The organism is Actinomadura macra NBRC 14102, assembly GCF_001552215.1.
Taxonomy (GTDB): Bacteria; Actinomycetota; Actinomycetes; order Streptosporangiales; family Streptosporangiaceae; genus Spirillospora; species Spirillospora macra.
Genome location: NZ_BCQT01000006.1, coordinates 145,698 through 169,562, shown reverse-complemented (window position 1 = coordinate 169,562; position 23,865 = coordinate 145,698). Strand labels below are relative to the sequence as shown.

At 70.1% G+C, this 23,865-nt stretch carries 29 protein-coding genes; 13 read left to right on the top strand and 16 right to left on the bottom strand.

Annotated elements, in window-relative coordinates:
• Window positions 1-14 precede the first annotated feature (14 nt).
• Both AMA02S_RS09990 and bsaP read left to right on the top strand, forming a co-directional pair.
• Complete coding sequence (locus AMA02S_RS09990) at window positions 15-1,361, top strand: acetyl-CoA carboxylase biotin carboxylase subunit (RefSeq protein WP_067455218.1); 1,347 nt, start codon at window positions 15-17, stop codon at window positions 1,359-1,361.
• Window positions 1,362-1,422: 61 nt separating this feature from the next.
• On the top strand, window positions 1,423-1,608 hold the full coding sequence (gene bsaP / locus AMA02S_RS09985) for a biotin synthase auxiliary protein BsaP (protein WP_084264948.1): 186 nt from the start codon (window positions 1,423-1,425) through the stop codon (window positions 1,606-1,608).
• Here bsaP and AMA02S_RS09980 read toward each other — a convergent pair whose 3' ends face one another.
• From AMA02S_RS09980 to AMA02S_RS09965, 4 genes are read right to left on the bottom strand one after another with little or no spacing between them, the layout of a single operon-like run.
• Window positions 1,609-2,115 carry a GNAT family N-acetyltransferase gene (locus AMA02S_RS09980; protein WP_067455215.1) on the bottom strand — a complete coding sequence of 169 codons (507 nt, stop codon included), beginning with the start codon at window positions 2,113-2,115 and terminating at the stop codon, window positions 1,609-1,611. It abuts the gene before it with no gap.
• A 47-nt stretch (window positions 2,116-2,162) separates the two neighbouring features.
• Window positions 2,163-2,423, bottom strand: a complete 261-nt coding sequence (locus AMA02S_RS09975; protein WP_067455212.1) for a Txe/YoeB family addiction module toxin — start codon at window positions 2,421-2,423, stop codon at window positions 2,163-2,165.
• A complete protein-coding gene (locus tag AMA02S_RS09970; protein WP_067455210.1) occupies window positions 2,420-2,671 on the bottom strand; it encodes a type II toxin-antitoxin system Phd/YefM family antitoxin in 252 nt (83 codons plus the stop codon). The genes AMA02S_RS09975 and AMA02S_RS09970 overlap by 4 nt, the downstream gene beginning before the upstream one ends.
• 60 nt (window positions 2,672-2,731) lie before the next feature.
• The gene (locus tag AMA02S_RS09965) at window positions 2,732-3,526 is read right to left on the bottom strand and encodes a hypothetical protein (protein ID WP_067455208.1); all 795 of its coding nucleotides are present in this window, start codon (window positions 3,524-3,526) and stop codon (window positions 2,732-2,734) included.
• Between the two features lie 114 nt (window positions 3,527-3,640).
• On the opposite strand from AMA02S_RS09965, the gene bioD reads away from it, so the two are divergent.
• Window positions 3,641-4,369 (top strand): dethiobiotin synthase, encoded by a 729-nt coding sequence (gene bioD, locus AMA02S_RS09960; RefSeq protein ID WP_067456868.1) that lies wholly within the window; start codon window positions 3,641-3,643, stop codon window positions 4,367-4,369.
• Complete coding sequence (bioB, locus tag AMA02S_RS09955; protein WP_067455205.1) at window positions 4,366-5,361, top strand: biotin synthase BioB; 996 nt, start codon at window positions 4,366-4,368, stop codon at window positions 5,359-5,361. The genes bioD and bioB overlap by 4 nt, the downstream gene beginning before the upstream one ends.
• A gap of 4 nt (window positions 5,362-5,365) precedes the next feature.
• On the opposite strand, the gene AMA02S_RS09950 is transcribed toward bioB, so the two are convergent.
• From AMA02S_RS09950 to AMA02S_RS09940, 3 genes are all read right to left on the bottom strand, one after another.
• The gene (locus AMA02S_RS09950; protein ID WP_157430488.1) at window positions 5,366-6,043 is read right to left on the bottom strand and encodes a Uma2 family endonuclease; all 678 of its coding nucleotides are present in this window, start codon (window positions 6,041-6,043) and stop codon (window positions 5,366-5,368) included.
• 74 nt (window positions 6,044-6,117) lie between these two features.
• Window positions 6,118-6,921: a GntR family transcriptional regulator gene (locus tag AMA02S_RS09945; protein WP_245667434.1), complete on the bottom strand. Its 804-nt coding sequence runs from the start codon at window positions 6,919-6,921 to the stop codon at window positions 6,118-6,120.
• Between the two features lie 37 nt (window positions 6,922-6,958).
• A complete protein-coding gene (locus AMA02S_RS09940) occupies window positions 6,959-8,131 on the bottom strand; it encodes an 8-amino-7-oxononanoate synthase (protein ID WP_067455198.1) in 1,173 nt (390 codons plus the stop codon).
• A 74-nt stretch (window positions 8,132-8,205) separates the two neighbouring features.
• On the opposite strand from AMA02S_RS09940, the gene AMA02S_RS09935 reads away from it, so the two are divergent.
• Window positions 8,206-9,888 (top strand): sensor histidine kinase, encoded by a 1,683-nt coding sequence (locus tag AMA02S_RS09935; protein ID WP_067455196.1) that lies wholly within the window; start codon window positions 8,206-8,208, stop codon window positions 9,886-9,888.
• A gap of 137 nt (window positions 9,889-10,025) precedes the next feature.
• On the opposite strand, the gene AMA02S_RS09930 is transcribed toward AMA02S_RS09935, so the two are convergent.
• Window positions 10,026-10,286 carry a WhiB family transcriptional regulator gene (locus AMA02S_RS09930; RefSeq protein WP_067455193.1) on the bottom strand — a complete coding sequence of 87 codons (261 nt, stop codon included), beginning with the start codon at window positions 10,284-10,286 and terminating at the stop codon, window positions 10,026-10,028.
• 292 nt (window positions 10,287-10,578) lie between these two features.
• The gene (locus AMA02S_RS09925; RefSeq protein WP_067455191.1) at window positions 10,579-11,520 is read right to left on the bottom strand and encodes a diacylglycerol/lipid kinase family protein; all 942 of its coding nucleotides are present in this window, start codon (window positions 11,518-11,520) and stop codon (window positions 10,579-10,581) included.
• Between the two features lie 87 nt (window positions 11,521-11,607).
• On the opposite strand from AMA02S_RS09925, the gene AMA02S_RS09920 reads away from it, so the two are divergent.
• Window positions 11,608-12,099 carry a hypothetical protein gene (locus AMA02S_RS09920; protein WP_174550951.1) on the top strand — a complete coding sequence of 164 codons (492 nt, stop codon included), beginning with the start codon at window positions 11,608-11,610 and terminating at the stop codon, window positions 12,097-12,099.
• Here AMA02S_RS09920 and AMA02S_RS09915 read toward each other — a convergent pair whose 3' ends face one another.
• Together AMA02S_RS09915 and AMA02S_RS09910 are read right to left on the bottom strand one after the other, a co-directional pair.
• Window positions 12,100-12,858 carry an RNA polymerase sigma factor SigF gene (locus AMA02S_RS09915; RefSeq protein ID WP_067456860.1) on the bottom strand — a complete coding sequence of 253 codons (759 nt, stop codon included), beginning with the start codon at window positions 12,856-12,858 and terminating at the stop codon, window positions 12,100-12,102. It abuts the gene before it with no gap.
• 50 nt (window positions 12,859-12,908) lie between these two features.
• The gene (locus AMA02S_RS09910; protein ID WP_067455189.1) at window positions 12,909-13,337 is read right to left on the bottom strand and encodes an ATP-binding protein; all 429 of its coding nucleotides are present in this window, start codon (window positions 13,335-13,337) and stop codon (window positions 12,909-12,911) included.
• Window positions 13,338-13,574: 237 nt separating this feature from the next.
• On the opposite strand from AMA02S_RS09910, the gene AMA02S_RS09905 reads away from it, so the two are divergent.
• Complete coding sequence (locus AMA02S_RS09905; RefSeq protein WP_157430487.1) at window positions 13,575-13,862, top strand: hypothetical protein; 288 nt, start codon at window positions 13,575-13,577, stop codon at window positions 13,860-13,862.
• Between the two features lie 158 nt (window positions 13,863-14,020).
• On the top strand, window positions 14,021-14,491 hold the full coding sequence (locus tag AMA02S_RS09900; protein WP_067455183.1) for a GNAT family N-acetyltransferase: 471 nt from the start codon (window positions 14,021-14,023) through the stop codon (window positions 14,489-14,491).
• Between the two features lie 35 nt (window positions 14,492-14,526).
• On the opposite strand, the gene AMA02S_RS09895 is transcribed toward AMA02S_RS09900, so the two are convergent.
• A complete protein-coding gene (locus tag AMA02S_RS09895; RefSeq protein WP_067455179.1) occupies window positions 14,527-15,948 on the bottom strand; it encodes a M1 family metallopeptidase in 1,422 nt (473 codons plus the stop codon).
• 133 nt (window positions 15,949-16,081) lie between these two features.
• Window positions 16,082-16,483 (bottom strand): superoxide dismutase, Ni, encoded by a 402-nt coding sequence (sodN, locus tag AMA02S_RS09890; protein WP_218004900.1) that lies wholly within the window; start codon window positions 16,481-16,483, stop codon window positions 16,082-16,084.
• A 193-nt stretch (window positions 16,484-16,676) separates the two neighbouring features.
• Between sodN and AMA02S_RS09885 the strand changes: the two genes are divergently transcribed.
• Entirely contained in the window at window positions 16,677-17,144 is a 468-nt protein-coding gene (locus AMA02S_RS09885) for a S24 family peptidase (protein ID WP_245667433.1), read from the top strand.
• Here the strand turns inward: AMA02S_RS09885 and AMA02S_RS09880 are convergent.
• Together AMA02S_RS09880 and AMA02S_RS09875 are read right to left on the bottom strand one after the other, a co-directional pair.
• Entirely contained in the window at window positions 17,036-17,608 is a 573-nt protein-coding gene (locus tag AMA02S_RS09880; RefSeq protein ID WP_067455174.1) for a CGNR zinc finger domain-containing protein, read from the bottom strand. The two genes, AMA02S_RS09885 and AMA02S_RS09880, sit on opposite strands and share 109 nt — an antisense overlap.
• A gap of 172 nt (window positions 17,609-17,780) precedes the next feature.
• Window positions 17,781-18,971: an NAD(P)-dependent malic enzyme gene (locus tag AMA02S_RS09875; protein WP_067455170.1), complete on the bottom strand. Its 1,191-nt coding sequence runs from the start codon at window positions 18,969-18,971 to the stop codon at window positions 17,781-17,783.
• Window positions 18,972-19,342: 371 nt separating this feature from the next.
• On the opposite strand from AMA02S_RS09875, the gene AMA02S_RS09870 reads away from it, so the two are divergent.
• The 4 genes from AMA02S_RS09870 to AMA02S_RS09855 all read left to right on the top strand — a co-directional run bounded on the left by AMA02S_RS09870 (window position 19,343) and on the right by AMA02S_RS09855 (window position 23,068).
• The gene (locus AMA02S_RS09870; protein ID WP_067455168.1) at window positions 19,343-20,251 is read left to right on the top strand and encodes an ABC transporter substrate-binding protein; all 909 of its coding nucleotides are present in this window, start codon (window positions 19,343-19,345) and stop codon (window positions 20,249-20,251) included.
• Between the two features lie 4 nt (window positions 20,252-20,255).
• Window positions 20,256-21,227, top strand: coding sequence for an amino acid ABC transporter permease (locus tag AMA02S_RS09865; protein WP_067455167.1), 972 nt, complete (start codon window positions 20,256-20,258; stop codon window positions 21,225-21,227).
• Complete coding sequence (locus tag AMA02S_RS09860) at window positions 21,224-22,021, top strand: amino acid ABC transporter ATP-binding protein (RefSeq protein WP_281181859.1); 798 nt, start codon at window positions 21,224-21,226, stop codon at window positions 22,019-22,021. The genes AMA02S_RS09865 and AMA02S_RS09860 overlap by 4 nt, the downstream gene beginning before the upstream one ends.
• Before the next feature lie 78 nt (window positions 22,022-22,099).
• On the top strand, window positions 22,100-23,068 hold the full coding sequence (locus tag AMA02S_RS09855) for a zinc-binding dehydrogenase (protein WP_067455165.1): 969 nt from the start codon (window positions 22,100-22,102) through the stop codon (window positions 23,066-23,068).
• 67 nt (window positions 23,069-23,135) lie between these two features.
• Here AMA02S_RS09855 and AMA02S_RS09850 read toward each other — a convergent pair whose 3' ends face one another.
• Window positions 23,136-23,864 (bottom strand): PadR family transcriptional regulator, encoded by a 729-nt coding sequence (locus tag AMA02S_RS09850; RefSeq protein WP_067455164.1) that lies wholly within the window; start codon window positions 23,862-23,864, stop codon window positions 23,136-23,138.
• Window position 23,865: the final 1 nt, after the last annotated feature.

Genomic DNA, 23,865 nt, shown 5'->3' with positions numbered 1-23,865 from the left:
AAGGAGGCCCGCGGGTGTTCGAATCCGTTCTGGTGGCGAACCGCGGTGAGATCGCCAGCCGGATCATCAACACCGTGCGCTCGATGGGACTCAAGGCCATCGCGGTGTACTCCGAGGTCGATGCGTCGCTCCCGTTCGTCGCCGAGGCGGACGAGGCGATCCTGCTCGGCCCCGGCGACCCGTCCCGCAGCTACCTCAACGCCGCCGCCGTCCTGGAGGCCGCGCGCCGGACGAACGCGCAGGCGCTCCACCCCGGCTACGGGTTCCTCGCCGAGAGCGCCGCGTTCGCCCGGGAGGTCGCCGAACGCGACCTGATCTGGGTCGGCCCGCCGTCGCTCGCCATCGCCCGGATGGGCGACAAGATCAACGCCCGGAACCTGATGAAGGAGGCGGGCGTCCCCGTCGCGCCCGGTGTCTGGGAGCCCGTCCCGGACGCGGCGACGGCGGTCGAGGAGGCCGAGCGCATCGGCTACCCCGTGATGGTGAAGCCCGCCGCGGGCAGCGGCGGCATCGGCCTCGCCGCCGCGTACGACGAGGCCGCGCTCCGCGAGGCGTACGAGACGGCGCGCGGCCACGCCGGGCGCCTGTTCGGCAGCACCGACATCCTGCTGGAACGGTACGTCGAGGGTGCCCGGCATGTCGAGGTGCAGATCCTCGGCCTGCCGGACGGCACCGTCCTCGCGCTCGGCGAGCGGGACTGTTCCGTCCAGCGCCGGCACCAGAAGATCGTCGAGGAGAGCCCGTCACCGGGCGTCTCCCCGGGGCTGCGCGAGCGGATGCTGGCCGCCGCCGTCCGCGCCGGCGAGGCGGTCAACTACCGGGGAGCCGGCACCGTCGAGTACATCCTCGATCCCGCCGCGCAGGACTTCTTCTTCCTGGAGATGAACACCCGCCTCCCGATCGAGCATCCCGTCACCGAGCTCGTCACCGGCATCGACCTCGTCGAGCAGCAGCTCCGGATCGCCGCCGGCGAGCCCGTCTCGTTCACCGACGCGACCCCGCGCGGCCACGCGGTCGAGTTCCGTGTCCACGCCGAGGACCCGCAGCGGTTCGTCCCCGGCCCGGGTGAGATCAAGGTGTGGGAGGAGCCCGTCGGCGACGGCATCCGCATCGACGCGGGCTACGCCGAGGGCAACACCGTCACCCCCTACTACGACGCCCTGCTCGCCAAGCTCTGCGTGCACGGCGATGACCGCGACCACGCCCTGCGGCGCGCCCGCGCGGCCGTGGGCGCGTTCCACATCGAAGGGCTCCGCACGAACCTGCCCTTCCTGGCCGAGTTGCTGGACCGTCCCGAGTTCGCGGACGGGTCGTACGACACCGGGGTCGTGGCGCGCATGCGCCCGCTCTCGACCGCCTGAGGAGAGGACGGGCCGTGGCCGAGGCGCGTGCCCCGTCGAGTAGCCCGGGTACGGTACGGGCGTGGACATCTACTGCGACCGGTGCGGCGGCCCCGCCCGCGACGACGATCACGAGGCATGCCGCGCCGCCCGGCTGATGGAGCCGCCGCGCTACTGCCCGCGCTGCCGCCGCCGCCTGATCGTCCAGGTCACGCCCGCGGGCTGGACGGCCCGCTGCTCCACCCACGGCGCCCTGGTCTCGTCCTGATCAGAACGCCAGCGCGTAGGTGAGCAGATCGACGCCCGGCACCGGTGCCCAGTCGCGCTCCGGTGTCCGGACGAATCCCAACCGTTCGTACATGCGCTGTGCGGCGTCCATGTTGCGCTGCGTCGATATCCGCAGGCCGACGAGCCCGGCGTCCCGCGCCCGCTCGGCACACGCGCGGACCATTGCCGCGCCGACGCCCTTCCCGCGTGCCCACTCCAGGACGGCGAGCATGCGGAACTCGCCCTCGTCCGGCCCGGCCAGCTCGGCGTAGGGACTGCCGGGCGGGCAGTACGCGACCGCTCCCGCCAGCTGGCCGCCGACCTCCGCGACCAGCAGATCGGACTTCTCGCCCCGATCAGCCGCGTCACACAGGGTGTTCACATAGGTCGAGGCGGGCGACACGAGCCCGCCATGGACGTACACCTCGACGGTCAGCTCGCCGACCCGCGGATACTCCTCCGCCCGAGCCTCCCGAACAACCACCTTCTCGACCTTCTCCCCAAACACGGCGCCACGATATCCCGCCGCCGCACCACGGCCTCACGGCACGTGGGTCAACGCCCGTAGTGGTAGCGGCAGGCAGCGATGCGGACGTCGCTTTCGGTCACCTTGTAGATGAGGCGGTGTTCGTCTGTGATGCGACGCGACCAGTAGCCGTGAAATCCGTGTTTCAGTGGCTCGGGCTTGCCGATCCCGTCGTTGCCGTTACGTTGAATATCCCTGATCAGGATGTTGATCCGTTTGAGGACCTTGCGATCCTCGGTCTGCCACCAGACATAGTCGTCCCAGGCGCTCTCGTCCCAGACGAGCTTCATTCGGCGAGGGGCTTCTCTATCCCGCCCTCGTGCTCCAGCCGGTCTATGGAGGCCAGCAGGCGGCGGGCGTTGGCGGGGCTCTTGAGCAGGTAGGCGGTCTCCTTGAGAGACTCATAGTCATCGAGTGCGACGATGACCACCGGTTCGTGACCGGCGCGGGTGATGATCACTTCCTCGCGATCGTCGACCACCTTGTCGAGCGTTTCGGCATACCTGGCGCGGGACTCGGAATAGGTCATCGTCCTCATGGTCGCCCCCCTTGCTTGTACAAGAAATTGTACGTACGAGAGGGGGTGGTCGCAACCGGCTCAGACGTCGCGGCAGGTGGACTCTCCGGGGAGCAGGGGGCGGAGGCGGACGGAGTAGGTCTTGCCCTCGCTGCGCCAGGCGATGTCGGGATTGGTGTCGGGAACCTTCGCGGCGGGTGCCAGGGTGCAGGTCGCGCCGGCGGCCGGCTCGCCCTTGCCGAGGGGGGACAGCGGCCAGTTCTTGACCGTCCCGCCACCGCCCTCGCCCGCCAGGACGGCGACACGGGCGGGGGAGTAGGGCTTGCGCGGGGCGGCGAGGTCGGAGGCGGGCCAGGTGCGCGGGTCCAGGCGGTCGCGGAACCTCACCGCGGGGTCGGACTGCTCCTCCGGTTGGATGATCTTGGTGTGCGCCCGGCCGAAGGTGAACTCCAGCGTGATCGCGTCGGCGATCTGGCCGGAGCCGGTCGTGTGCGGGCGACCGAGCCCGGCCGCCCGCGCCTCGTCCAGGAGACGCTTGAGCGCCGCGGGCTTCAGGCGGTACTCCACGGGGTCCCCCGCGGACGCGACCACGGCGCGGCCCGTCGAGTAGAGGGAGAAATCGGGCAGGGTTCCCGGGCCGCCCTTGCCGACGATCCCGCCGGTCTCGCGCCATCGCAGCACGAGGTGTTCACCGGCGGGGGTCTTCTCGGCGGGGGGCGCGGTCGAGGGTGCCGCGGAAGGCGGCGACGCGGAAGCGGTGGGGGAGGCGAGCGAGTGCGGGGGCTTGGTGACGCCAGAGTCCCCGTCGCAGGCGGTGAGGGTGCTCGTGCATGCGAGCGCCACGACCCAGCTGAGACGTGCGTATGGACCGGCCATGCGCCCTTTGACGTGCGGGAGGCTCCGCCGGTTCCCCCGTCACAAGAACCGGGGCCGAAGACTGTGGGGATCCGGTATCCGTCGCCGCCACACGCGCGCGCTAGTGTGCGGCTCGTGAGCGTGCTCGTGATTACCGGGACCTGTACGGGGGTCGGCAAGACCGTCGTGACCGCCGCGCTGGCCGCGGTGGCCGCCGCGCGCGGTGCACCGGTCACCGTCGTCAAGCCAGGTCAGACCGGAGTGGGGGACGGTGAGCCCGGTGACCTCGACGAGGTCGCGCGGCTCGCCGGCATCGGCGACGTGCACGAGTTCGCGCGCTTCCCCGACCCGCTGTCGCCCGCCGCCGCGGCCCGCCGCGCGGGGCTCCCGCCCGTCCGGCTGCCGGACGTGGCGAAACGCGTTCGGGAGCTGTCCGGCGGCAACCGGTTGGTGCTGGTCGAGGGCGCGGGCGGGCTGCTCGTCCGCTACGACGAGGAGGGCACCACGATCGCGGACCTGGCGCGCTGGCTCGGCGCCGCCGTCGTCGTGGTGGCACGGCCCGATCTCGGTACGCTCAACCACACCGCGCTGACCCTGGAGGCCATGGCGCACCGCGGCGTCCAGCTCGCGGGGGTCGTGATCGGCGCGTGGCCGGACGAGCCCGACCTCGCCATGCGCAGCAACGTCCGGGACCTGGAGACGATCGCCGCCCGGCCGCTGGCGGGCGTGCTGCCGGCGGGTGCGGGCGCCCTGGACCCGGCCGAGTTCCTCGTCACCGCGCACCGGGGCCTGGCCCCCTCGTTCGGTGGTGGATTCGATGCTGTTACTTTCCGGGATTCGGTGCTGGAGAAGGGGAACACGTGACGGACATCCTTGAGGTGGCGCGGCGGCAGGTGCTGGACGAGGGCCGGGGGCTGTCCGAGGCCCAGGTGCTGGAGTGCCTGAACCTGCCGGACGACCGGCTGGAGGACCTGCTGGCCCTCGCGCACGAGGTCCGCGTGCGGTGGTGCGGCCCGGAGGTCGAGGTCGAGGGCATCGTGTCGCTCAAGACGGGCGGCTGCCCGGAGGACTGCCATTTCTGCTCCCAGTCGGGCAAGTTCGAGTCGCCCGTCCGTTCGGTGTGGCTGAACATCCCCGAGCTGGTCGAGGCCGCGAAGGAGACCGCCCTGACGGGCGCGACGGAGTTCTGCATCGTCGCGGCGGTCCGGGGTCCGGACGAGCGGCTGATGTCGCAGGTCCGGGACGGCGTCAAGGCGATCAACGCGGCGGTGGAGATCAACATCGCCTGCTCGCTCGGCATGCTCACCCAGGAGCAGGTGGACGAGCTGACGGCGATGGGCGTCCACCGCTACAACCACAACCTGGAGACCGCCCGGTCGCACTTCTCGAACGTGGTGACCACCCACTCGTGGGAGGAGCGCTGGGACACGCTCCGGATGGTCAAGGAGGCGGGAATGGAGGTGTGCTGCGGCGGCATCGTCGGCATGGGCGAGACCGTCGAGCAGCGCGCCGAGTTCGCCGCACAGCTCGCCGAGCTGGAGCCCGACGAGGTCCCGCTGAACTTCCTCGCGCCCCGTCCGGGGACCCCGTTCGCGGACTTCCCGCTGGTGGAGGGGACCGAGGCGCTCCGCACGATCGCGGCGTTCCGGCTCGCGCTGCCCCGCACCATCCTGCGGTACGCGGGCGGGCGCGAGCTGACCCTGGGCGATCTCGGTACCCGCGACGGGATGCTCGGCGGCATCAACGCGATCATCGTCGGCAACTACCTGACCACGCTCGGCCGCCCCGCCGAGAAGGACCTGGACCTCCTCACCGAACTCCAGATGCCCATCAAGGCCCTGTCCAAGACCCTGTGAAGTCTCAGTTGTCCCAGGATTTCCACTCGGTGGTGTCGATGTCCATGTCGAACGGCTCGGGGAGCTTCACGGTCTGTCCGAAGTCCCAGGATTCCTCATGCAGGTATGCCGCCGAGCCCTGATCCGGGATGGAGTACAGGATGGACTGCATGACTTTGGGGGAGCGGTCGATCAGGAGGTAGTAAGGGATCTCGGCCGCGGCGTACCCGTTCCATTTGTTGTCGGTACGCCGCTTCTCCGTGGGGCGCCGGTCGTTTCCGGCGTTGCTGGACGAGGTGACCTCGACGACGAGTTCAACCTGGTCGGGCACCAGCGTTCTCACACGTGAGCGTCGTGCGGCGAGATACACCTCCTGGTCCAGGACCATCAGATCCGGTATGAACCCTTCGCCAACGCCGACGAGGGACAGGCCGGTTCCCTGATCGGCCCGCCAGGGGAAGTCGGCCCGGCCCGCATGGGCGAAGGCCAGCGCATACGTGATATCGCCGATGATGGCGTTATGTTCCAACGATGGGGGCGGCGTCACAACGACCGTTCCTCCGATGACCTCGACCCGGGAGCTTTCGGGCGCGTGGACGAAGTCGTCGAGCTCGCCGCGGGCCCACATGTCGTATGCCGTGTCGGGCAGCAACATCGGACCCTTGTGATCAACAAGCGTCACTTTCGGTGACTCCTTCCTCACGATCTGCTCCGGTCATCGTAGGGAACGTGTGTTCGGAGTGTATGCGGATCGGTGAGATCGAGTCACCGAACGACTCATCTGCGCAGGCGCGTGATGAACTTGTACCGGTCACCGCGGTAGAGGGACTGGGCCCACTCCACCGGCTGGCCCGTGGAGTCGAAGGCGTGGCGGGACAGCAGCAGCATCGGGAGGCCGACGTCCACGCCGAGGAGCTGGGCGTCGTGCGGGGTGGCGAGGACGGTCTCGATCGTCTCCTCGGCCTCGGTCAGGTGGACGTCGTAGGCGGTGGCGAGCGTCTCGTACAGGGAGTGGTGCCGGGGCAGCTCGCGGCGCAGGCCGGGGAAGCGGCGAGCCGGCAGGTGGGAGGTGTCGACGGACATGGGCTCGCCGTCGGCGAGCCGAAGCCGGTGGACGCGCAGCACCCGCCCTCCCGGGCGGATGCAGAGCAGGGTGGCGAGACGCTCGTCGGCGCTGACGTAGCCGGCCTCAAGGATGCGGGTCTCGGGCCGCAGCCCGTGGTGCCGCATGTCCTCGGTGTAGCTGACGAGCTGGAGCTCCTGGGAGACCTTCGGCTTGGCGACGAAGGTCCCCTTGCCCTGGATCCGCTGAAGGCGCCCCTCGACGACCAGCTCGGCGAGGGCCTGCCGGACGGTCGTGCGGGACGTCTCGTACTTCTCGGCGAGGGTCCGTTCCGGTGGTAGCGGGCTGCCCGGGGGCAGCGACTGGATCAGCTCCACGAGGAGCTCTTTGAGTTTGTAGTACTTCGGAATGCGCGGCGCCTGGCTTGTGTGGTGCCTGCCGACTTCCCCGAGTGTCGCCCGTTCGAATCCGTGCTCGAATCCGCCCCCGTGCCGGGGCCCGCCCCTGACCTCCGTCACGGCATCTCCTCACGTTCATCATCGGTTCTCCCCGATGTTATGCGTGAAGACTACGGGCGGTAGAGTGTGCGACCTCCGCCAGGGCTGCCGCGAGCCTTGTGAGGTCTGCCTCGTCCACCGTGGCGCGCGCGGTCAACCGCAGGCAGGCGCGGCCCTTGGGGACCGAGGGAGGCCGGAAACAGCCTACGCGGACGCCATGTTCAGCGCAGATCTCGGCGGCCCGGAGCGCCGCATGCGGTTCGCCCAGGAACACCGGGACGACGGCCGCGGCAGGAGTGGCGGTCTCCAGGCCGGAACCGGCCGCGAGGTTTGCCATCCGCCGGGCCCGGTCACGGGCACGGCCGGGCAGGTCCGGGTCCGATTCCAGGACGTCCAACGCGGCGAGCGCGGCGCCGGCGGCGGGTGGGTTCAGGCCAGTGTCGAAGATGAACGCGCGGGCTGTGTCGATCAGTGTGTCGATCACCTCGGGCGCGCCGAGGACGGCCCCGCCCTGGGACGCCAGCGACTTCGACAGCGTGACGGTGCGGACCACGTCCGGCTCCCCGGCCAGGCCCGCGGCGTGGGCGGCGCCCCGGCCCCGCTCGCCGACGACGCCGAGAGCGTGCGCCTCGTCGATCACCAGGAGCGCCCCGTGCGCCCGGACGGCGCGGTGCAGCTCGGTCAGTGGCGCGAGGTCGCCGTCCACCGAGAACACCGCGTCGGTGACGACGAGGGCGTGCTCCTCCTCGCGTCCGGCGAGGGCCTCCGTCACGGCGGCGGCGTCCCGGTGCGGGACGATCACGACGCGGGCCCGCGACAACCGGCAGGCGTCCACGATCGAGGCATGGTTGACCTGGTCGGACACCACCAGCGCGCCGGGGCCGGCGAGGGCGGTGACGGCACCGAGGTTGGCCAGGAAGCCGGAGGAGAACACGAGCCCGGCGGGGGCCTCGGCGAACGCGGCGAGCCGCCGGTCCAGCTCCGCGTGCAGCCGCGTCGTCCCGGTGACCAGACGCGACCCGGCGGAACCGGTGCCCCACTCGCGGGCGGCGGCGACCGCGCCCGCGACGAGCCGGGGATCGCCCGCCAGCCCGAGGTAGTCGTTGGAGGCCAGGTCGACCAGGCCGTCGTGGTCGGGGGTGCGCGGGCGGAGCGTGCGGCGCAGGCCCGCGGTGTCGCGGCGCGCGGCGGCGTCGCGGAGCCTGGCCAGCGGATCTCCCGGAGCGGTCATGCCCGAATCCTCCCAGTCCGTGGGGGGTGGGGGACGGGCGGGGCGCCCACAAACCCATGGGCGATGATGGTCGCGTGCCTACCTTGACCGATCTGGTCCGCGATCACACCGACCTCACCGAGACCGACGTGGAATGGCTGCACGCCCTGGTCTCGGACTGGCAACTCCTCGCGGACCTCTCGTTCGCCGACCTGTTGCTGTGGGTGCCGCTACGGTCGGGCGACGCGCTGCCCACCGAGGCCGGATCCGGTCCGTCCCGCCGCCAGCCGGTCGCGCTGGACACCGGCGCGACCGTGCCCGGCTGGGTGGCCATCGCGCAGATGCGGCCCACGACCGGGCCGACCGCCTATCCCGGGGACCTGGTCGGCAAGGTCGTCCGGACGGGACGGCGCGGGCTGATCGACGTGGCCTGGCGGGAGCGCCGCATCGTCCGGGAGGGCGACCCGGAGTGGGGCAGCGGCATCCCCGTCCGGGAGGAGTCCATCCCGGTGCGGCGCGGCGCCAAGATCCTCGGGGTGATCCAGCGCAGCACGAACCTCAGCTCGGCGCGGACGCCGAGCCGGCTGGAGCTGACCTACCTCCAAAGTGCCAGCGACCTCGCGAAGATGATCTCCGAGGGGCGCTTCCCGGTGCCGGGCGAGGAGCCGAACCTCGTCCGCTCGCCGCGGGTCGGGGACGGGCTGATGCGGCTGGACCGCTCTGGCCGGGTGAGCTACGCCAGCCCGAACGCGCAGTCGGCCTACCGGCGGCTCGGATTCCCGGCCGACCTGGTGGGGGAGTCGCTCGGGCGGGTCACCGCGGATTTGTGCGACACCGGAGAGCCGCGCGAGGAGGCGCTGAGCGTCGTCCTGAGCGGCCGGGCGCCCCGCGAGGTCGAGGTGGAGGCGCACGGGTCGGTGATGCAGCTGCGGACGATCCCGCTGGTCGTCGGCGGGACGCGGATCGGCGCGATCGTACTGTGCCGGGATGTCACCGAGCTGCGCTGGCGCGACCGGGAGCTGATGACCAAGGACGCCACGATCCGGGAGATCCACCATCGGGTGAAGAACAACCTCCAGACGGTCGCGGCGCTGCTGCGGCTCCAGGCGCGCCGGTTGCAGATCCCCGAGGGGCGGGCCGCGCTGGACGAGGCGGTCCGCCGGGTCGGATCGATCGCGATCGTGCACGAGACGCTGTCGCACACCCCGGACGAGCTGATCGACTTCGACGACATCGCGGACCGGGTGATCATGATGGCGGGTGAGGTGTCGACGCCGGAGACGAAGGTGACGCCCAAGCGGGCCGGGAATTTCGGCGTGCTGCCCGCCGAGGTCGCGACGCCGCTGGCGATGGCGCTGACCGAACTGCTGCAGAACGCGCTGGAGCACGGGCTGGCGAACCGCTTCGGGACGCTCGAAGTGGCCGCGCACCGCTACGGCGAGGGCGACCCGGCGCCGGATCCGGGCGGTGTGCCGGTCTGGGGGGAGTGGCCCGCGCCCGGCGAACACGAGCCGCGGCAGGGGGCCGCGCGCCGTGCGGACCAGGGGGAGGCGCAGGGGCGGCGGCTGGTCGTCGTGGTCGCCGATGACGGCAAGGGACTTCCGGCGGACTTCGACGTGGAGAGCAGCAACAGCCTCGGACTCCAGATCGTCCGGACGCTGATCGTGGGCGAGCTCGGCGGGCGGCTCGACTTCAGGCCGCGCGAGGGAGGCGGCACGGAGGTGGTGGTGGACGTCCCCGTCGACCAGCACCACCGGCCCGGACCGCCCCGTCCGTGACGGAAACGGCGAGTGCCCGCGGCCGGGCGGCCACGGGCACGAGCGCGTGCCGTTTCGGCACGGGGTGGTGCGGATACGGCGCTGGTGCTCTCCGGCCGGAGGGTTCGGATGCGGCGCCGTAGGTCGAGGCGGACCGGCTACAGACCGGCGTTGGCGCGGGCGCGGGCGCGGGAGGCGCGGCGCTTCAGGGCGCGGCGCTCGTCCTCGCCCATGCCGCCCCACACGCCCGAGTCCTGGCCGGACTCCAGCGCCCAGCGAAGACAGGCGTCGGTGACATCGCAGCGCTTGCACACCTGCTTGGCCTCTTCGATCTGCAGGATCGCGGGCCCGGTGTTGCCGATCGGGAAGAACAGCTCGGGGTCCACGTCACGGCAGGCTGCGCGGTGGCGCCAGTCCATGCGGTCCACTCCTTCGTCAGGTGGTGGAATCACTCCACTTTTGTGAACGGGTTCACATGTCGCGAACACCCGGAGCGGCGGTGGCCATGTCCAGGGGTGATTGTTCGGCGGCGCCGCGAACAGGAGGCTGACGACGTTGTGGCCCCTGTCGGCTGGCGCACTTTGAGCGTGTCAGCCGGTCACGGGCACACGCAAGACCTTTGAGAAAGGATTCTCAAAGTATGGGTGTCGCATGTGTCACATCGGTGGGTCGGCCGTGTTGCTTTGTCGTTAACGGGGGCATCGGTCGGCCTCATATGACGATGCGTATCGCCTTCGGGACCGAACGGAACGTGATGTGCTCCTGTTCACCAAGGTAGTCGCCGTCCAACTGGAAAGCGACCGGGCGCTCCGCGCGCAGCGTGACCTCCGCCACGTCGTGCAGGTTCAGCATGTGACGGCCCTGAACGGGACGGGTCCGGGCGGTCAGCATCCGGCCCAGCGCCCCCAGTGTCGGCGCCACGTCCAGCGACCGCATCCCGAACACGTCGAGGCCGCGAGAGAAGTTCGCCTTCGGACTCGGATTCACCGGCAGCGGACCCATGTAAGTCCACGGCGAGGTATTGGAGATGAAGGCCAGGAACAGTCCCGATATCGGTGGCCGTCCCGGCACTTCCAGCGTTACCGCGGGACGCCGCCGATCGGTGCCGGAGAAGAAATGCCGGACGGCGGTGCGCACATAGAGCGACGGGTCGGCCTTGGCGCCGGCGCCCCGGCGGCGCTCCACCTCCCGCACGACCTCCGCGTCCAGCCCCACACCGGCGCAGAAGGTGAAGTAACGCTCCGTGCCCCCCGGGTGGCTGGCGGTGCCGAGCCCGACCGTCCGGTGCCGCCCCGCGCGCAGCGCGTCCAGCACCACCCGGGTCGCCCCGACAGGGTCGCCGGGCAGGCCGAGCGCGCGGGCGAACACGTTCGCGCTGCCGATCGGCAGGACCGCCAGGGCCGGCAGGTCGGGCGAGGGGCCCTCCGCCAGCAGGCCGTTGACCGCCTCGTTCACGGTCCCGTCCCCGCCGAGCGCGATCACCGCGTCGTACTCCTCCACCGCCGCCCGCCGCGCGAGCTCGGTGGCATGCCCGCGGTGGCCGGTCTCGGCGATGACGAGATCGAGATCGCCGGAGAAGGCCCGCACGAGAAGGTCGCGGGCCCGCCGGGAGGTTGAGGTCGCCTTGGGGTTGGCGATGAGCATGGCGCGCACGGCGTCAGCGTATCGACCGTTCCCATGAGGTTTTCCCCTCGACGGTCCCGGACACCGGTCCCCGCCGGGGCCGAGTAGGGTCTAGACGTGTCGAAGCGCCCCATCACCGTGTACGCAGCCGCCGCCCTCGAAGCCGCGGAGGGCGTGGCCGCCGCCGGATTCGGGGTGTACACCGGCGTGGAGACCGCCGCCGGATCCGCCGCCGACCCCGTCAGCGCGATCGGAGTGACCGTGCTCGCCCTCGTCGGCGGCCTCGCCATGCTGGGCTGCGCCCGGGGGATCCTGCGCGCGGACCAGTGGAGCCGGGCGCCGACGGTGCTGACGCAGCTGTTCGCGCTACCGGTCGCCTGGTCGCTGTGGCAGAGCGACCGCCCCGCGATCGCCGTCCCGATGGCCGCCGCCGCGGTCCTCGCGCTGATCGCGGTGCTCAGCCCGCCGAGCACCGCCTGGCTCGTCCGCGACACCGACGAGGACGACCCCGGCGACCCGACCGGCGCGGACCGGGACGCTCGGACCGGCCGGGACGAGAGTGGCCGGGGCGGCGATGGAGCGGGCACGAGGCCGCGCTCCACCGGTTGATCACTCGTCGGCGGTGAGGCCCTCGCGAAGCTGCGCGAGCGTGCGGGCGAGCAGCCGCGACACGTGCATCTGGGAGATGCCGAGCTCGGCCGCGATCTGCGATTGGGTCATGTTGCCGAAGAACCTCAGCAGCAGGATCTTCTTCTCGCGGGCGGGGAGCTTCTCCAGCAGCGGCTTGAGGGACTCGCGGTACTCCACGCCCTCCAGTGACTCGTCCACCATGCCGAGCGAGTCGGCCACCGCGGGGGCGTCCTCGTCACCGGAGTCGGGTGCGTCGAGGGACACGGTGGAGTAGGCGTTCGCCGACTCCAGGCCCTCCAGCACCTCCTCCTCGCTCATCTGCAGATGGGCGGCCAGTTCGCTGACCGTCGGGGCCCGCCCCTCCCGCTGGGCCAGATCGCTGATCGCCTTCGTCAGCGACAGCTTCAGCTCCTGGAGCCGGCGCGGAACCCGCACCGCCCAGCCCTTGTCACGGAAATGCCGCTTGATCTCACCGACGATGGTGGGCGTGGCATAGGTGGAGAACTCCACCCCGCGCCCCAGATCGAACCGGTCGATGGACTTGATCAAGCCGATCGTCGCCACCTGGATCAGATCGTCCAGCCACTCGCCGCGGTTGCGGAAGCGGCGGGCGAGATATTCCACCAGGGGCAGGTGCAGCTCCACGAGCTGGTCGCGGATGCGCTGGCGCTCAGGGTCGCCCTCAGGCAGCTCGGCGAGGCGCTCGAACAGCGCACGGGCCCTCGCGCGGTCCGGCACCGCGCTCTCGGACCGCTCGTTGCCGGCGCCGGCGATGGTCGTCTTCTCCGTCACGGGGCCCCCGCCGCACCGCGGCGCTTCTGCAGCGTCACGGTGACCCGGTCATCGGAACCCACCTGAGCGTAGACCTCGCCCGCGAGCGACGACAGGACCGTCCAGGCGAACGTGTCGCGGCTGGGCTCCTGGCCGTCCACGGTCAGCACCGCCACGGAGATGCGCATCGCATCCCCGGTCAGCTCGAACTCGCAGGTCAGGTCTGTTCCGGGGACGGCCTGGGCGAGCAGCATCGCGCAGGCCTCATCGACCGCGATGCGCAGATCCTCGATCTCGTCGAGCGTGAAGTCCAACCTGGCCGCCAGACCCGCGGTGGCGGTCCGTAGGACGGACAGGTAGGCGCTCGCGGCGGGCAACTTCACCGTCACCACGTCGCGGACGGACAACTGTGTACTGGCCGGCATTGCAGCGGTTTCCTCGGTCACGTCACTCCCTCGCAGGATGGTCCTGCTGCATCCGAAACTACCGCCTACGGGGCCTGCTTCGAGACTTCGGCGCGCTGTGTTTGTTGCGTTGCCCTTGGCGTCGGGCCTTGGAGGCCCTCCTTCAGCGGGCAACGCGGCGATCGCTGCATCGCTCTGGCTCGCCTGGCGGCTCACTTCGCGATCAGGCCCTCGCTTCGCTCGTGCCTGGCTTCGCACGCGATCGCAGCGTTTCGGTCGGTGATCATTGAGGCTACTGCTGCGGTTGGTGCTGTTGTGGTGGTTGTGTCGCTTTTGCTCGCCTGGCGGCTCGCCTCGCTGTGTGCGGGCGGCGATCTGGACCTCGCTTCGCTCGTGCCCATCGGCTCGCTTCCCAACCGCGGGGCGGTGGTGCTGTCCTTGTCCGGCTATTTAGTGGTCTTCGATAACGTCATCAGCTTGGATCGGATGAATAGTCCAAGTGCTGACAACTACCGTATTGTCACGATCTACCGGACTTGGCTCGTCCTCGTTCCGGTGACCGGCTGACCCATCCCCTCGACCGGCGGCCCCAAGGCCGTACCGTCCACGGCGGTGCCGCTCCCCGCGCGCCCCCGGGCCACCTCCCGCCCGGGGGCGCCTCATTGTCCACAAGGGCCCTGTCGCCGCGTCCGTCCCACTCGCCCCGCTCGAATAGCCTGGCAGGCGTGATCCGACCCGCGACCCCTGACGACGTCCCCGCGATCGTTCGACTGATCCGCGAGCTCGCGGAGTATGAGCGCATGCTGCACGAGGTGAAGGTCACCGAGGAGCAGGTGCGCGCGAGTCTCTTCGGCGACGACCCGAAGGTCTTCGCCCACATCGCCGAACACGACGGTGCGGTCGCGGGGTTCGCGGTGTGGTACCTCACCTACTCGACGTGGGAGGGCGTCCACGGGATCTACCTGGAGGACCTCTTCGTCGACCCGGCCGTCCGCGGCCACGGGTACGGCAAGGCGCTGCTCACCGAGCTCGCCCGCATCGCCGACGAGCGCGGCTACGCCCGCGTCGAGTGGTCGGTCCTGAACTGGAACGCCCCCGCCATCGGGTTCTACGAGTCGATCGGCGCCCGGCCCCAGGACGAGTGGACCGTCTACCGGCTCACCGGCGACGCTCTCACCAAGGCCGCCCGCGCCTGACACACCCCGGTTCCAGGGCCTCGCAGGTCAGCGCGTCACCACGTCGTGGGCCGTTCCTTGGTGTAGAGCCAGACCTGGAACAGCCCGTCCAACTGCTGGCGCGAGATGCGTTCGGCCAGCGCGATGAACTGCTCCGTCGTGACGTTGCCGTTGCGGTGCGCCCTCGTCCACGCCTTCAGCAGGGTGAAGAACGCCTCGTCGCCGATCCGCTCCCGCAGCGCGTGCAGCGTCATCCCGCCGCGCCAGTACGGGGTGATCGTGAACAGCTCGTCCGTGCCCGGGTCACCGGTCTGCCGCTTGATCCACAACTCGTCGTAGTACGGCCAGTTGTCCGACTTGCCGTAGAGGTTGTCGAAGGTCTGCTTCACGGTCGGGCCGCCGTGCTGCTCGTCCCAGAGCCACTCGGCGTAGGTCGCGAAGCCCTCGTTCAGCCAGACGTCCTTCCAGCGGCTCACGCTGACGCTGTTGCCGAACCACTGGTGCGCCAGCTCGTGCACGATCGTCGCCGTGTCCGGCTTGTAGCCGTAGATCGGGCGGCTCTGCGTCTCCAGCGAGAACGCCACGTCCACGCCGACCCGGATGCCGCCGGTGGAGGCGAACGGGTACCTCCCGAAGACCTTCTCCTCCCAGTCGATCGCCTGGATCGTTCCCTCATGGATGGTCTTGAGCTCGTCCGCGCGATTCGGCGCCACGGCGGTGACGACGGGGATGCCGCTGCCGGTCTCGCCCTTCTGCACGGTGAACTTCCCGATGGCCAGCATCGCCAGGTAGCTCGCCATCGGGGAGCGCTCGTTCCAGACGAACGTGGACTTGCCGCCCCGCGTCCACTCGCCGCCGGGCACCCCGTTCGAGAGCACCTGTGTGCCCTGCGGGACCGTGACACGGTAGGTGTAGGTGGCCTTGTCGGTGGGGTGGTCGTTGCTCGGGAACCAGGTGGACGCGCCGTCGGGTTCGCACACCACGTACGCGCCGTCCGGTGTCTTGATCCATCCGAACGTGCCGAGGTCGGGGCGCTCGGCGGGCTTCGGAGTGCCCGCGTAGGCGACGGTCACCGTGAAGGTCCGGCCCTTCCGCAGACCGCGCCGCGGCGTGACGATCAGCTCCTGGCCCGCGCGGGTGAACGTCGCCGCCCTGCCGTTCACCTGGACGCCGCTGACGGTGAGCTGCTTGAGGTCCAGGTCGAACCGTGACAGGTCCTGGGTGGCGCGGGCCTTGATGCGGGCGGTGGCGACCAGCCCGTTGGACGCGGGGTCGTAGTCGAGCGCGAGGTCGTAGTGGTCGACGTCGTAGCCGCCGTTGCCCTCCTCGGGGAAGTACGGGTCGCCGGCGCCGGGCGCGCCGGGGGTGAAGCGGTGGCCGTGGGTGGAGGCCGTGGCGGGAGCCGCCGGTGAGACCAGGCACGCGAGGGTGAGCGTGACCGCGGCCGTCGACCGGACGGATGTGATCCGTTTGATCATGGATCATCCTCTCTCTCTGGATGTGCGGCATAGAAGATCACGTGAAGTTGTGAAATGTCAGTAGACATGGGCCTAAACACGCCGCGGGGGCCGTCCGAAAATCGGACGGCCCCCGCGGCCGGTGCGGCCGGCGTCACGCCTGCTTGGTCTCCCAGAAGATCTTGTCGATCTCGGCGATCTTGCTCAGCAGGTCCTCGGCGGTCTTGACGTCCACGCTGCCCTTGGTACCAGATGCCCCGGCGAGCTTGGTGGCCTCATTGAACAATTGGTGCAGCTGCGGGTACTTCTCGAAGTGCGGCGGCTTGAAGTAGTCCGTCCACAGCACCCACAGGTGCTCCTTGACCAGCTCGGAACGCTGCTCCTTGATCAGGATCGCCCGCGCGCGGAACTCGGGGTCCTCGTTGGCCGCGTACTTCTCGGCGATGGCCTTGACCGACTCGGCCTCGATCCGGGCCTGCGCCGGGTCGTAGACGCCGCACGGCAGGTCGCAGTGCGCGGAGACCGTGGTCTTCGGACGCAGAAGCTTGAGCAACACCTGCGGTTCCCTTCCCTCGTTTCGGATCATGCTCAGGTCACCGACATTACCCTTGTGCCCCTGGGGCCGTCCGGCCAGGGCGCTCGGTATTTCGGCCTAAGACCCGGGCCGTCGCGCGGCCCGGAATCCTCCTGCGGAGGATGACCTCGCGCCGCCGGAGTATGCGCCGCGTACGAACCGGAAAGGGAGCGCCATGGCAAGGACGCGACCGCACCGCCCGCTGCTGCTGGCGGCCGGGTGCGCGCTGCTGTTCGCGCTGGCCAGAGCACGCGGACGGGTCAGGGCGGTGGCCGTGTCGGGCGACTCGATGCTCCCCGCGCTGCGTCCCGGCGACTGGCTCGTGGTGTACGTCGGCGGACGTGTCGTGCCCGGGGACCTCGTCGTCGCCCGCCATCCCGGGCGCCCGGACCTGCTCATCGTCAAGCGGGCGACACGCCGGTCCGGCGGCGGATGGTGGCTGGAGAGCGACAACCAGCACGCGCGGGGGCGTCGCGACAGCTGGGACTTCGGTGCCGTGCCCGACGCGCTCGTCGTCGGGCGGGTCGCCGCCCGTTACTGGCCGCTCTGGCGCGCCGGTCGCCTGCTGACCGACACCCGCGGCGGGCTCGGATGGCAGGCGGCGGTCACACTCGGGCGGCCCGCGCACCGGTCCGAGCAGTAGCGGCGCGACCGCTTGGCGGTCGTGTCGAAGTAGACGCGGCCGCAGTCCTCGGCGCGGCAGACGCCGAGCCGGTCGATCCCCTGGGAGCCGATCTTCGCGGCCAGGCCCATCGCGGTACGGGCCGCGACACGGTCGGGAACGGAGCCGCCCTCGTTGAAGTGCAGGTGCCAGTCCTGCCCGTCGTGCCGGGTCATCTGCGGATGGACCGGATGCTGGATGAGCAGGATGTTGAGGCGCTCGATGGCGTCCTCGGCGTCCCCGCGGGCGGCGGAGACGAAGATCGCGCGCAGCTCGGCGCGCAGCTCGCGCATGGCGTCCAGGTCGCGGTGCGCCGTCCGCCCTCCGAGTTGTGGACGGTTCAGCAACAGGGCCTGCAGCCCTTCGAGATCCCGCAGATCATCGTGGTGGGGATGCTGCGTGTTCACGAGATCGACCGCCAGGTCGCCGTAAGAGACGAGGTCCACATTCGCTCCCGACAGAGTCCGGCCTGCTCAGCGAATCGTCAGGGTCATTCCCTCGTCACGAGAATTACACCGTCTATGGGGCATTGACCAGTCCGCCGACCGAATTCATCGAAATCTTGGTCAGGGAAAAGGCCCGTGCCCTACGGCACGGGCCGGAAATTGGTCCTCCGGATCAGATCCGATTGACCCCTTCCCTGCGGGCCTGCGTGGCGACCGCGGCGGTCACGGTCGGGGCGACCCGGTCGTCGAACGGGCCGGGGATCACGTAGTCGGCCGTCAGGTCGTCACCGACGATGCCGGCGAGCGCGCTCGCGGCGGCGAGCTTCATGCCCTCGGTGATCGAGTGGGCGCGCACGTCCAGCGCGCCGCGGAAGATGCCGGGGAAGGCCAGCACGTTGTTGATCTGGTTCGGGTAGTCGCTGCGCCCGGTCGCCACGACCCTGGCGTGCCGCCGCGCCACGTCCGGATGCACCTCGGGGGTGGGGTTGGACAGCGCGAACACGATCGCGTCCTGCGCCATGGTGGCCACGCACGACTCGTGGACGGTGCTGCCGGACAGCCCGATGAACACGTCCGCGCCGCGCAGCGCCTCCTCGGTGGAGCCGGTCAGCCGCGACCGGTTGGTGATCGCGGCGATCCGCTCCTTGACCGGGTTCAGGCCGTCGCGTCCCTCGTAGATGAGGCCCTTGCTGTCGGAGAGCGCGATGTCGCCGATGCCGGCCTCGATGAGGATCTGGGACACCGCGATGCCGGACGCGCCCGCCCCGGCCACGACGGCGCGCAGCTGCGCCAGCGGCTTGCCGACGAGCCGCGCCGCGTTGGTGAGCGCGGCCAGCGCCACGATGGCGGTGCCGTGCTGGTCGTCGTGGAAGACGGGGATGTCGAGCGCGGCGCGCAGCCGGTCCTCGATCTCGAAGCAGCGGGGAGCGCTGATGTCCTCCAGGTTGATGCCGCCGAAGCTCGGTGCCATCCGGATGACCGTGTCGACGATCTCGTCCACCCCGGTGCAGTTCAGCGCGATCGGCACGGAGTCGACGTCCGCGAACTCCTTGAACAGCAGGGACTTGCCCTCCATCACCGGCATCGACGCAGCCGGGCCGATGTCGCCGAGCCCGAGCACGGCGGTGCCGTCAGTGACGACCGCGACGACCTTGGACGTCCAGGTGTAGTCGTAGGCCAGTTCCGGGTTCTCGGCGATGGCGGTGCAGACCCGCGCGACGCCGGGAGTGTAGGCGAGGGAGAGATCGTCCTTGTTGCGGACGGGAATGGTGGACCGCATCTCCAGCTTTCCGCCGCGGTGCAGCGGGAAGGCCGGATCGTCGTCGAATCTCAGCGGTTCCTTGGAAACGGGCTTGGCAGCCACAGCGACCCCTGTCGGTGAGAGTTGGCCTTCGGGCGATGCCGCCGCGGTGGTGACGGTCTGGTGGCCTTGATCACCGGGTCGGACATCTCGCGACGTACGGGGGTCACCCGTTGTCCGATTGTGCCATACGCTCCTCCGCCGGCCTTGAGGCGCGGTGGTGGCGGCCGTCACCACGCAGGTGACAGCGGGTGGTGGATCAACTGCCCCCCGTGGGGAATGTCAAGGTAGGCGCGCTGCGTCCGGGCTACCTCGTTGTCCGATCGTGTCGGACCCTTAATCCGGAACCGGCCGGTGTGCGCCAAGATGTGCATCTGACCTACGGATCAGTACGAACCACTACGGATCCGACGAAACCATCTGGAGGGGGACCAGTGATCACCGGTTCTCTGCGCCGCCGCGCCATCGCGGCGAGCGCGCTCGTGCTGACGGGCGCCCTCGCCCTGTCGGCGTGCGGCGAGAAGAAGGAGTCCACCGAGCCGACGGCGTCCATCACGCCGCAGGGCGGCCCGGACCCGAAGCTGGCGGCCATGGTCCCGGCCGACATCAAGTCCGACGGCGTCATCAAGATCGGCTCCGACACCACCTATCCGCCCGCCGAGTTCCTGGAGAACAACAAGGCGATCGGGTTCGACGTGGACCTGTTCGACGCGGCGGCCGCCAAGCTCGGGCTCAAGACGCAGTGGATCACTACGCCGTTCACGGGCGTGATCACGGGGGTGAAGTCCGGGAAGTACGAGGCCGGCATCTCCTCGCTCACGATCAACCCCGAGCGGCTCAAGGACACCGAGATGGTGAGCTACTTCAACTCGCCGATCCAGTGGGTGGTGAAGAAGGGCAACCCGCAGGGGGTCCAGCTGGAGGACCCGTGCGGCAAGAAGGTGGCGGTGCAGACCGGCACCGTCGAGGTGCCCGACCTGCAGAAGAGGTCCGAGGACTGCAAGAAGGCCGGCAAGCCGGCCATCAAGATCGACCAGTTCCAGGACCAGACCACCGCCACCGCGGCGATCGTGTCCGGCAAGGACGACGCCGGCTCCGCCGACTACCCCGTCTTCGTCGATGCCGTGGACAAGTCCAAGGGCCAGCTGGAACTGCTCGGCCAGCCCTACGGCCAGGCGCCCTACGGCGTGGCGCTGAAGAAGGGGCAGACGCAGTTCGCCGAGGCGATCGCGGGCGCCTACAAGGCGATCATCACTGACGGGACGTACCAGAAGATCCTGGACAAGTGGAAGGTCTCCAAGGGGGCCATCACCGATCCGGCCGTGAACCCGAAGGTCTCCTGACCGCATGTCGGAAACACCTGACACCGCGAAGCCGGACGGAACACGGCCGGCGGCCATCAAGGCCGTGCCCGTCCGGCATCCGGGCCGCTGGGTCGCCGTGGCCGTGCTGGTCGTACTGGCCGCGATGTTCGTGCACATGCTCGTCACGAACAAGGCGTTCCAGTGGTCGTTCATCGTGGACAACGCGTTCCGCCCGAACATCGTCGAGGGCGTGCGCACGACGGTGCTCCTGACGGTCCTCTCGATGATCATCGGCGTGATCCTCGGCGTCGTCCTCGCCATCATGCGGTTGTCGGGCAACCCGATCCTCAGCCTGGTCGCGTGGCTCTACACCTGGTTCTTCAGGGCGGTGCCCCGGCTGGTGCTGGCGATCCTGTTCGGCAACATGGGGATCTTGTACGCCCAGTACCACGTGGGCGGGGTCCCCTTCTCCGATCAGGTCGGCGACCTGCTCGGAGTGGACATGAGCGGCACGCTGTTCACCATCGACGCCAACACGTTCCTGACCGGCTTCATGGCCGGGCTCCTCGCGCTCGCGCTGTCCGAGGGCGCCTACATGGCGGAGATCGTCCGGGCGGGAATGCTCTCGGTCGACGCCGGCCAGAACGAGGCGGCCGGCGCCCTCGGCATGTCCCGCATGCAGACCATGCGCCGGATCGTGCTGCCGCAGGCCATGCGCGTCATCGTGCCGCCGACCGGCAACGAGACCATCGCGATGCTGAAGGACACCTCGCTCGTCGCCTTCGTCCCGGTCACCAACGAGCTGTTCTTCCAGCTCAAGTCGGTCGGGGACAAGGGATTCAACGTGTTCCCGATGCTGGTCGCGGCCTGCATCTGGTACCTGATCCTGACCAGTTTCCTGCTGGTCGCCCAGCACTATCTGGAGCGCTACTTCGCCCGCGGTGTGGGCGTCCCCAGGGAGAAGCGGGCCGGGCTGCGGGCGCTGGGCTTCGGCAGTGGGGGAGGCGGCGGATGACCGGGCTGGACGACACGCCGGAGCCGGCGGTCGCGGATCTGATGGTCAAGGCCGAGGCGGTGCACAAGCACTTCGGGCGGCTGGACGTGCTCAAGGGCATCGACCTGGAGGTCAGACCCGGCGAGGTCATGTGCGTGATCGGCCCGTCCGGATCGGGCAAGTCGACGTTCCTGCGCTGCGTCAACCATCTGGAGAAGATCGATTCCGGTCGGCTGTGGGTGAACGGCCACCTGATGGGCTACCGCCAGAAGGGCGACAGGCTCTACGAGTTGCGCGACAAGGAGGTCTCCGCGCAGCGCCGCGAGATCGGCATGGTCTTCCAGCGCTTCAACCTCTTCCCGCACATGACCGCGATGGAGAACGTCTGCGAGGCGCCGATCCGGGTCCGCCGGGAGGGCAAGGCGAAGGCGCGGGAGCGGGGCGCGCGGCTCCTGGAGCAGGTCGGCCTGGGCGACAAGGTCAACAGCTACCCCTCGCAGCTGTCCGGCGGGCAGCAGCAGCGGGTCGCCATCGCGCGTGCCCTCGCGATGGAGCCCAAGCTGATGCTGTTCGACGAGCCGACCTCCGCGCTGGACCCCGAACTGGTCGGCGACGTCCTGGAGGTCATGAAGCGGCTCGCGCTGGACGGCATGACCATGGTCGTGGTCACCCACGAGATGGGCTTCGCCCGAGAGGTCGGCGACTCCCTGGTCTTCATGGACGACGGCGTCGTCGTCGAGAAGGGCACCCCCCGGGACGTGCTGACCAACCCGCGGCACGCCCGGACGCAGGACTTCCTGTCCAAGGTCATCTGACCCGGCCACGGTGTGCGGCCCGCCCCTGCCGGGGGGGCGGGCCGTCCATGGTCCAGGACGGACGGTTAGTGTGCGTCCATGTTCGCTGTCACCGCAACGCATCTCGACGCAGACGATCCGCTGAACGGCCTGACGCTGGGGGAACGCCCCGATCCCGAGGTCCCGGACGGGTGGACCACCGTCACGGTGAAGGCCGCCGCGCTCAACCACCACGACCTGTGGTCGCTCAAGGGCGTCGGGCTGCCCGCCGAGCGGCTCCCGATGATCCTCGGATGCGACGCGGCAGGCGTGGACGAGGACGGCAACGAGGTCATCGTCCACGCGGTGGTCGGTGACCCCGACCGGGGCGGCGGCGATGAGACCCTCGACCCGAAGCGGACGCTGCTGTCGGAGGACCACCCCGGCACGCTCGCGGAGAAGGTGGCGGTGCCGCGCCGCAACCTCGTCCCGAAGCCCGCGGAACTGTCGTTCGAGGAGGCGGCCTGCCTGCCGACGGCGTGGCTCACCGCCTACCGGATGCTGTTCGTCAAGGCGGGGCTGGAGCCCGGCTCGTCCGTCCTGGTGCAGGGCGCGGGCGGCGGCGTGGCGACGGCGGCCATCGCGCTGGCGTCGGCGGCCGGGTACCGCGTCTACGCGACGAGCCGTAGCGAAGCCAAGCGCAAGCGCGCCGAGGAACTCGGCGCCGACGTCGCGCTGGAGTCCGGCGCGCGGCTGCCCGAGCGGGTCGACGCCGTGATCGAGACGGTCGGGGAGGCCACCTGGTCGCACTCGCTGAAGTCGCTGCGGCCCGGCGGGCGGATCGTGGTGTCGGGCGCCACCAGCGGCGCCGTGCCGCCCGCGGAGCTGAACCGGGTGTTCTTCCTCCAGCTCCAGGTCATCGGCTCGACCATGGGGACGCGGACGGAGCTCCAGCGGCTCGCGCGCTTCCTGGTCAAGTCGGGAGTCCGACCGCCGATCGACCGGACGCTGCCGCTGGGGCAGGCGCGCGAGGGCTTCGCCGCGATGGCGGACGGGGACCTCTTCGGAAAGATCGTCTTCACGCCCTGAGGATGCCGCGCGGGCCGCGACCGCGGCCCGCGCCATCTCCTGGGAAACAGGTCAGTGGGGGCGCAGGTCAGTCCTTGCGGTCATTGCGGAAGATCTCGTTCTTCAACCGCTCCCGAGTCTCGCGCAGGAGCGCCTCACAGGAGGCGAGGCTCTCCTCGTCCAGCCGGGCCTTCTTGGCGCCCTTGCGGACGTCCTCGACGAACTTGCGGAGCAGGCGCTCCAGCTTGAGCCGCTCGACGTCCTCGCTGGTACCGGTCGCCGTCTTCCAGGCGTCCTCCCAGTTCTGCCGCCACTCCTCCTTCCACGCCTGCTTCTGCTCGCGCCAGTGGTCCTTCTGCCGCCGCCACTCCTCCTTCTGGCGCTCGCCGGTCTCCTTCCACGCCTCCTTCGACGTGGTCTTGCCTTCCTCGCGCATCTCCCGGGCGGCCTGGGTGAGCTCCTCGCGCAGCGACCGGACCGTCTGCCGGACGTCCTGCTGGACGCCGCGCGCGAACTCCTGGGCCGAAGCGGTGATCTCCTCCTCCAGCTCGGCGAGCTCGTCCATCCGCCGCTCCAGCTCGTCGCGGCCCTTGTCGGTCAGCGAGTAGACCTTCTTGCCCTTGATCACCTCATGGGTGACCAGCCCTTCGGACTCCAGCCGGGCCAGCCGCGGGTAGATCGTTCCGGGCGAGGGCGAGTACACCCCGAGGAAGCGGTCCTGGAGCAGCCGGATCACCTCGTAGCCGTGCCGCGGGCTCTCCTCCAGCAGCTTCAACAGGTACAGCCGCAGGCGACCATGGCCGAAAACGGGGCTCAAC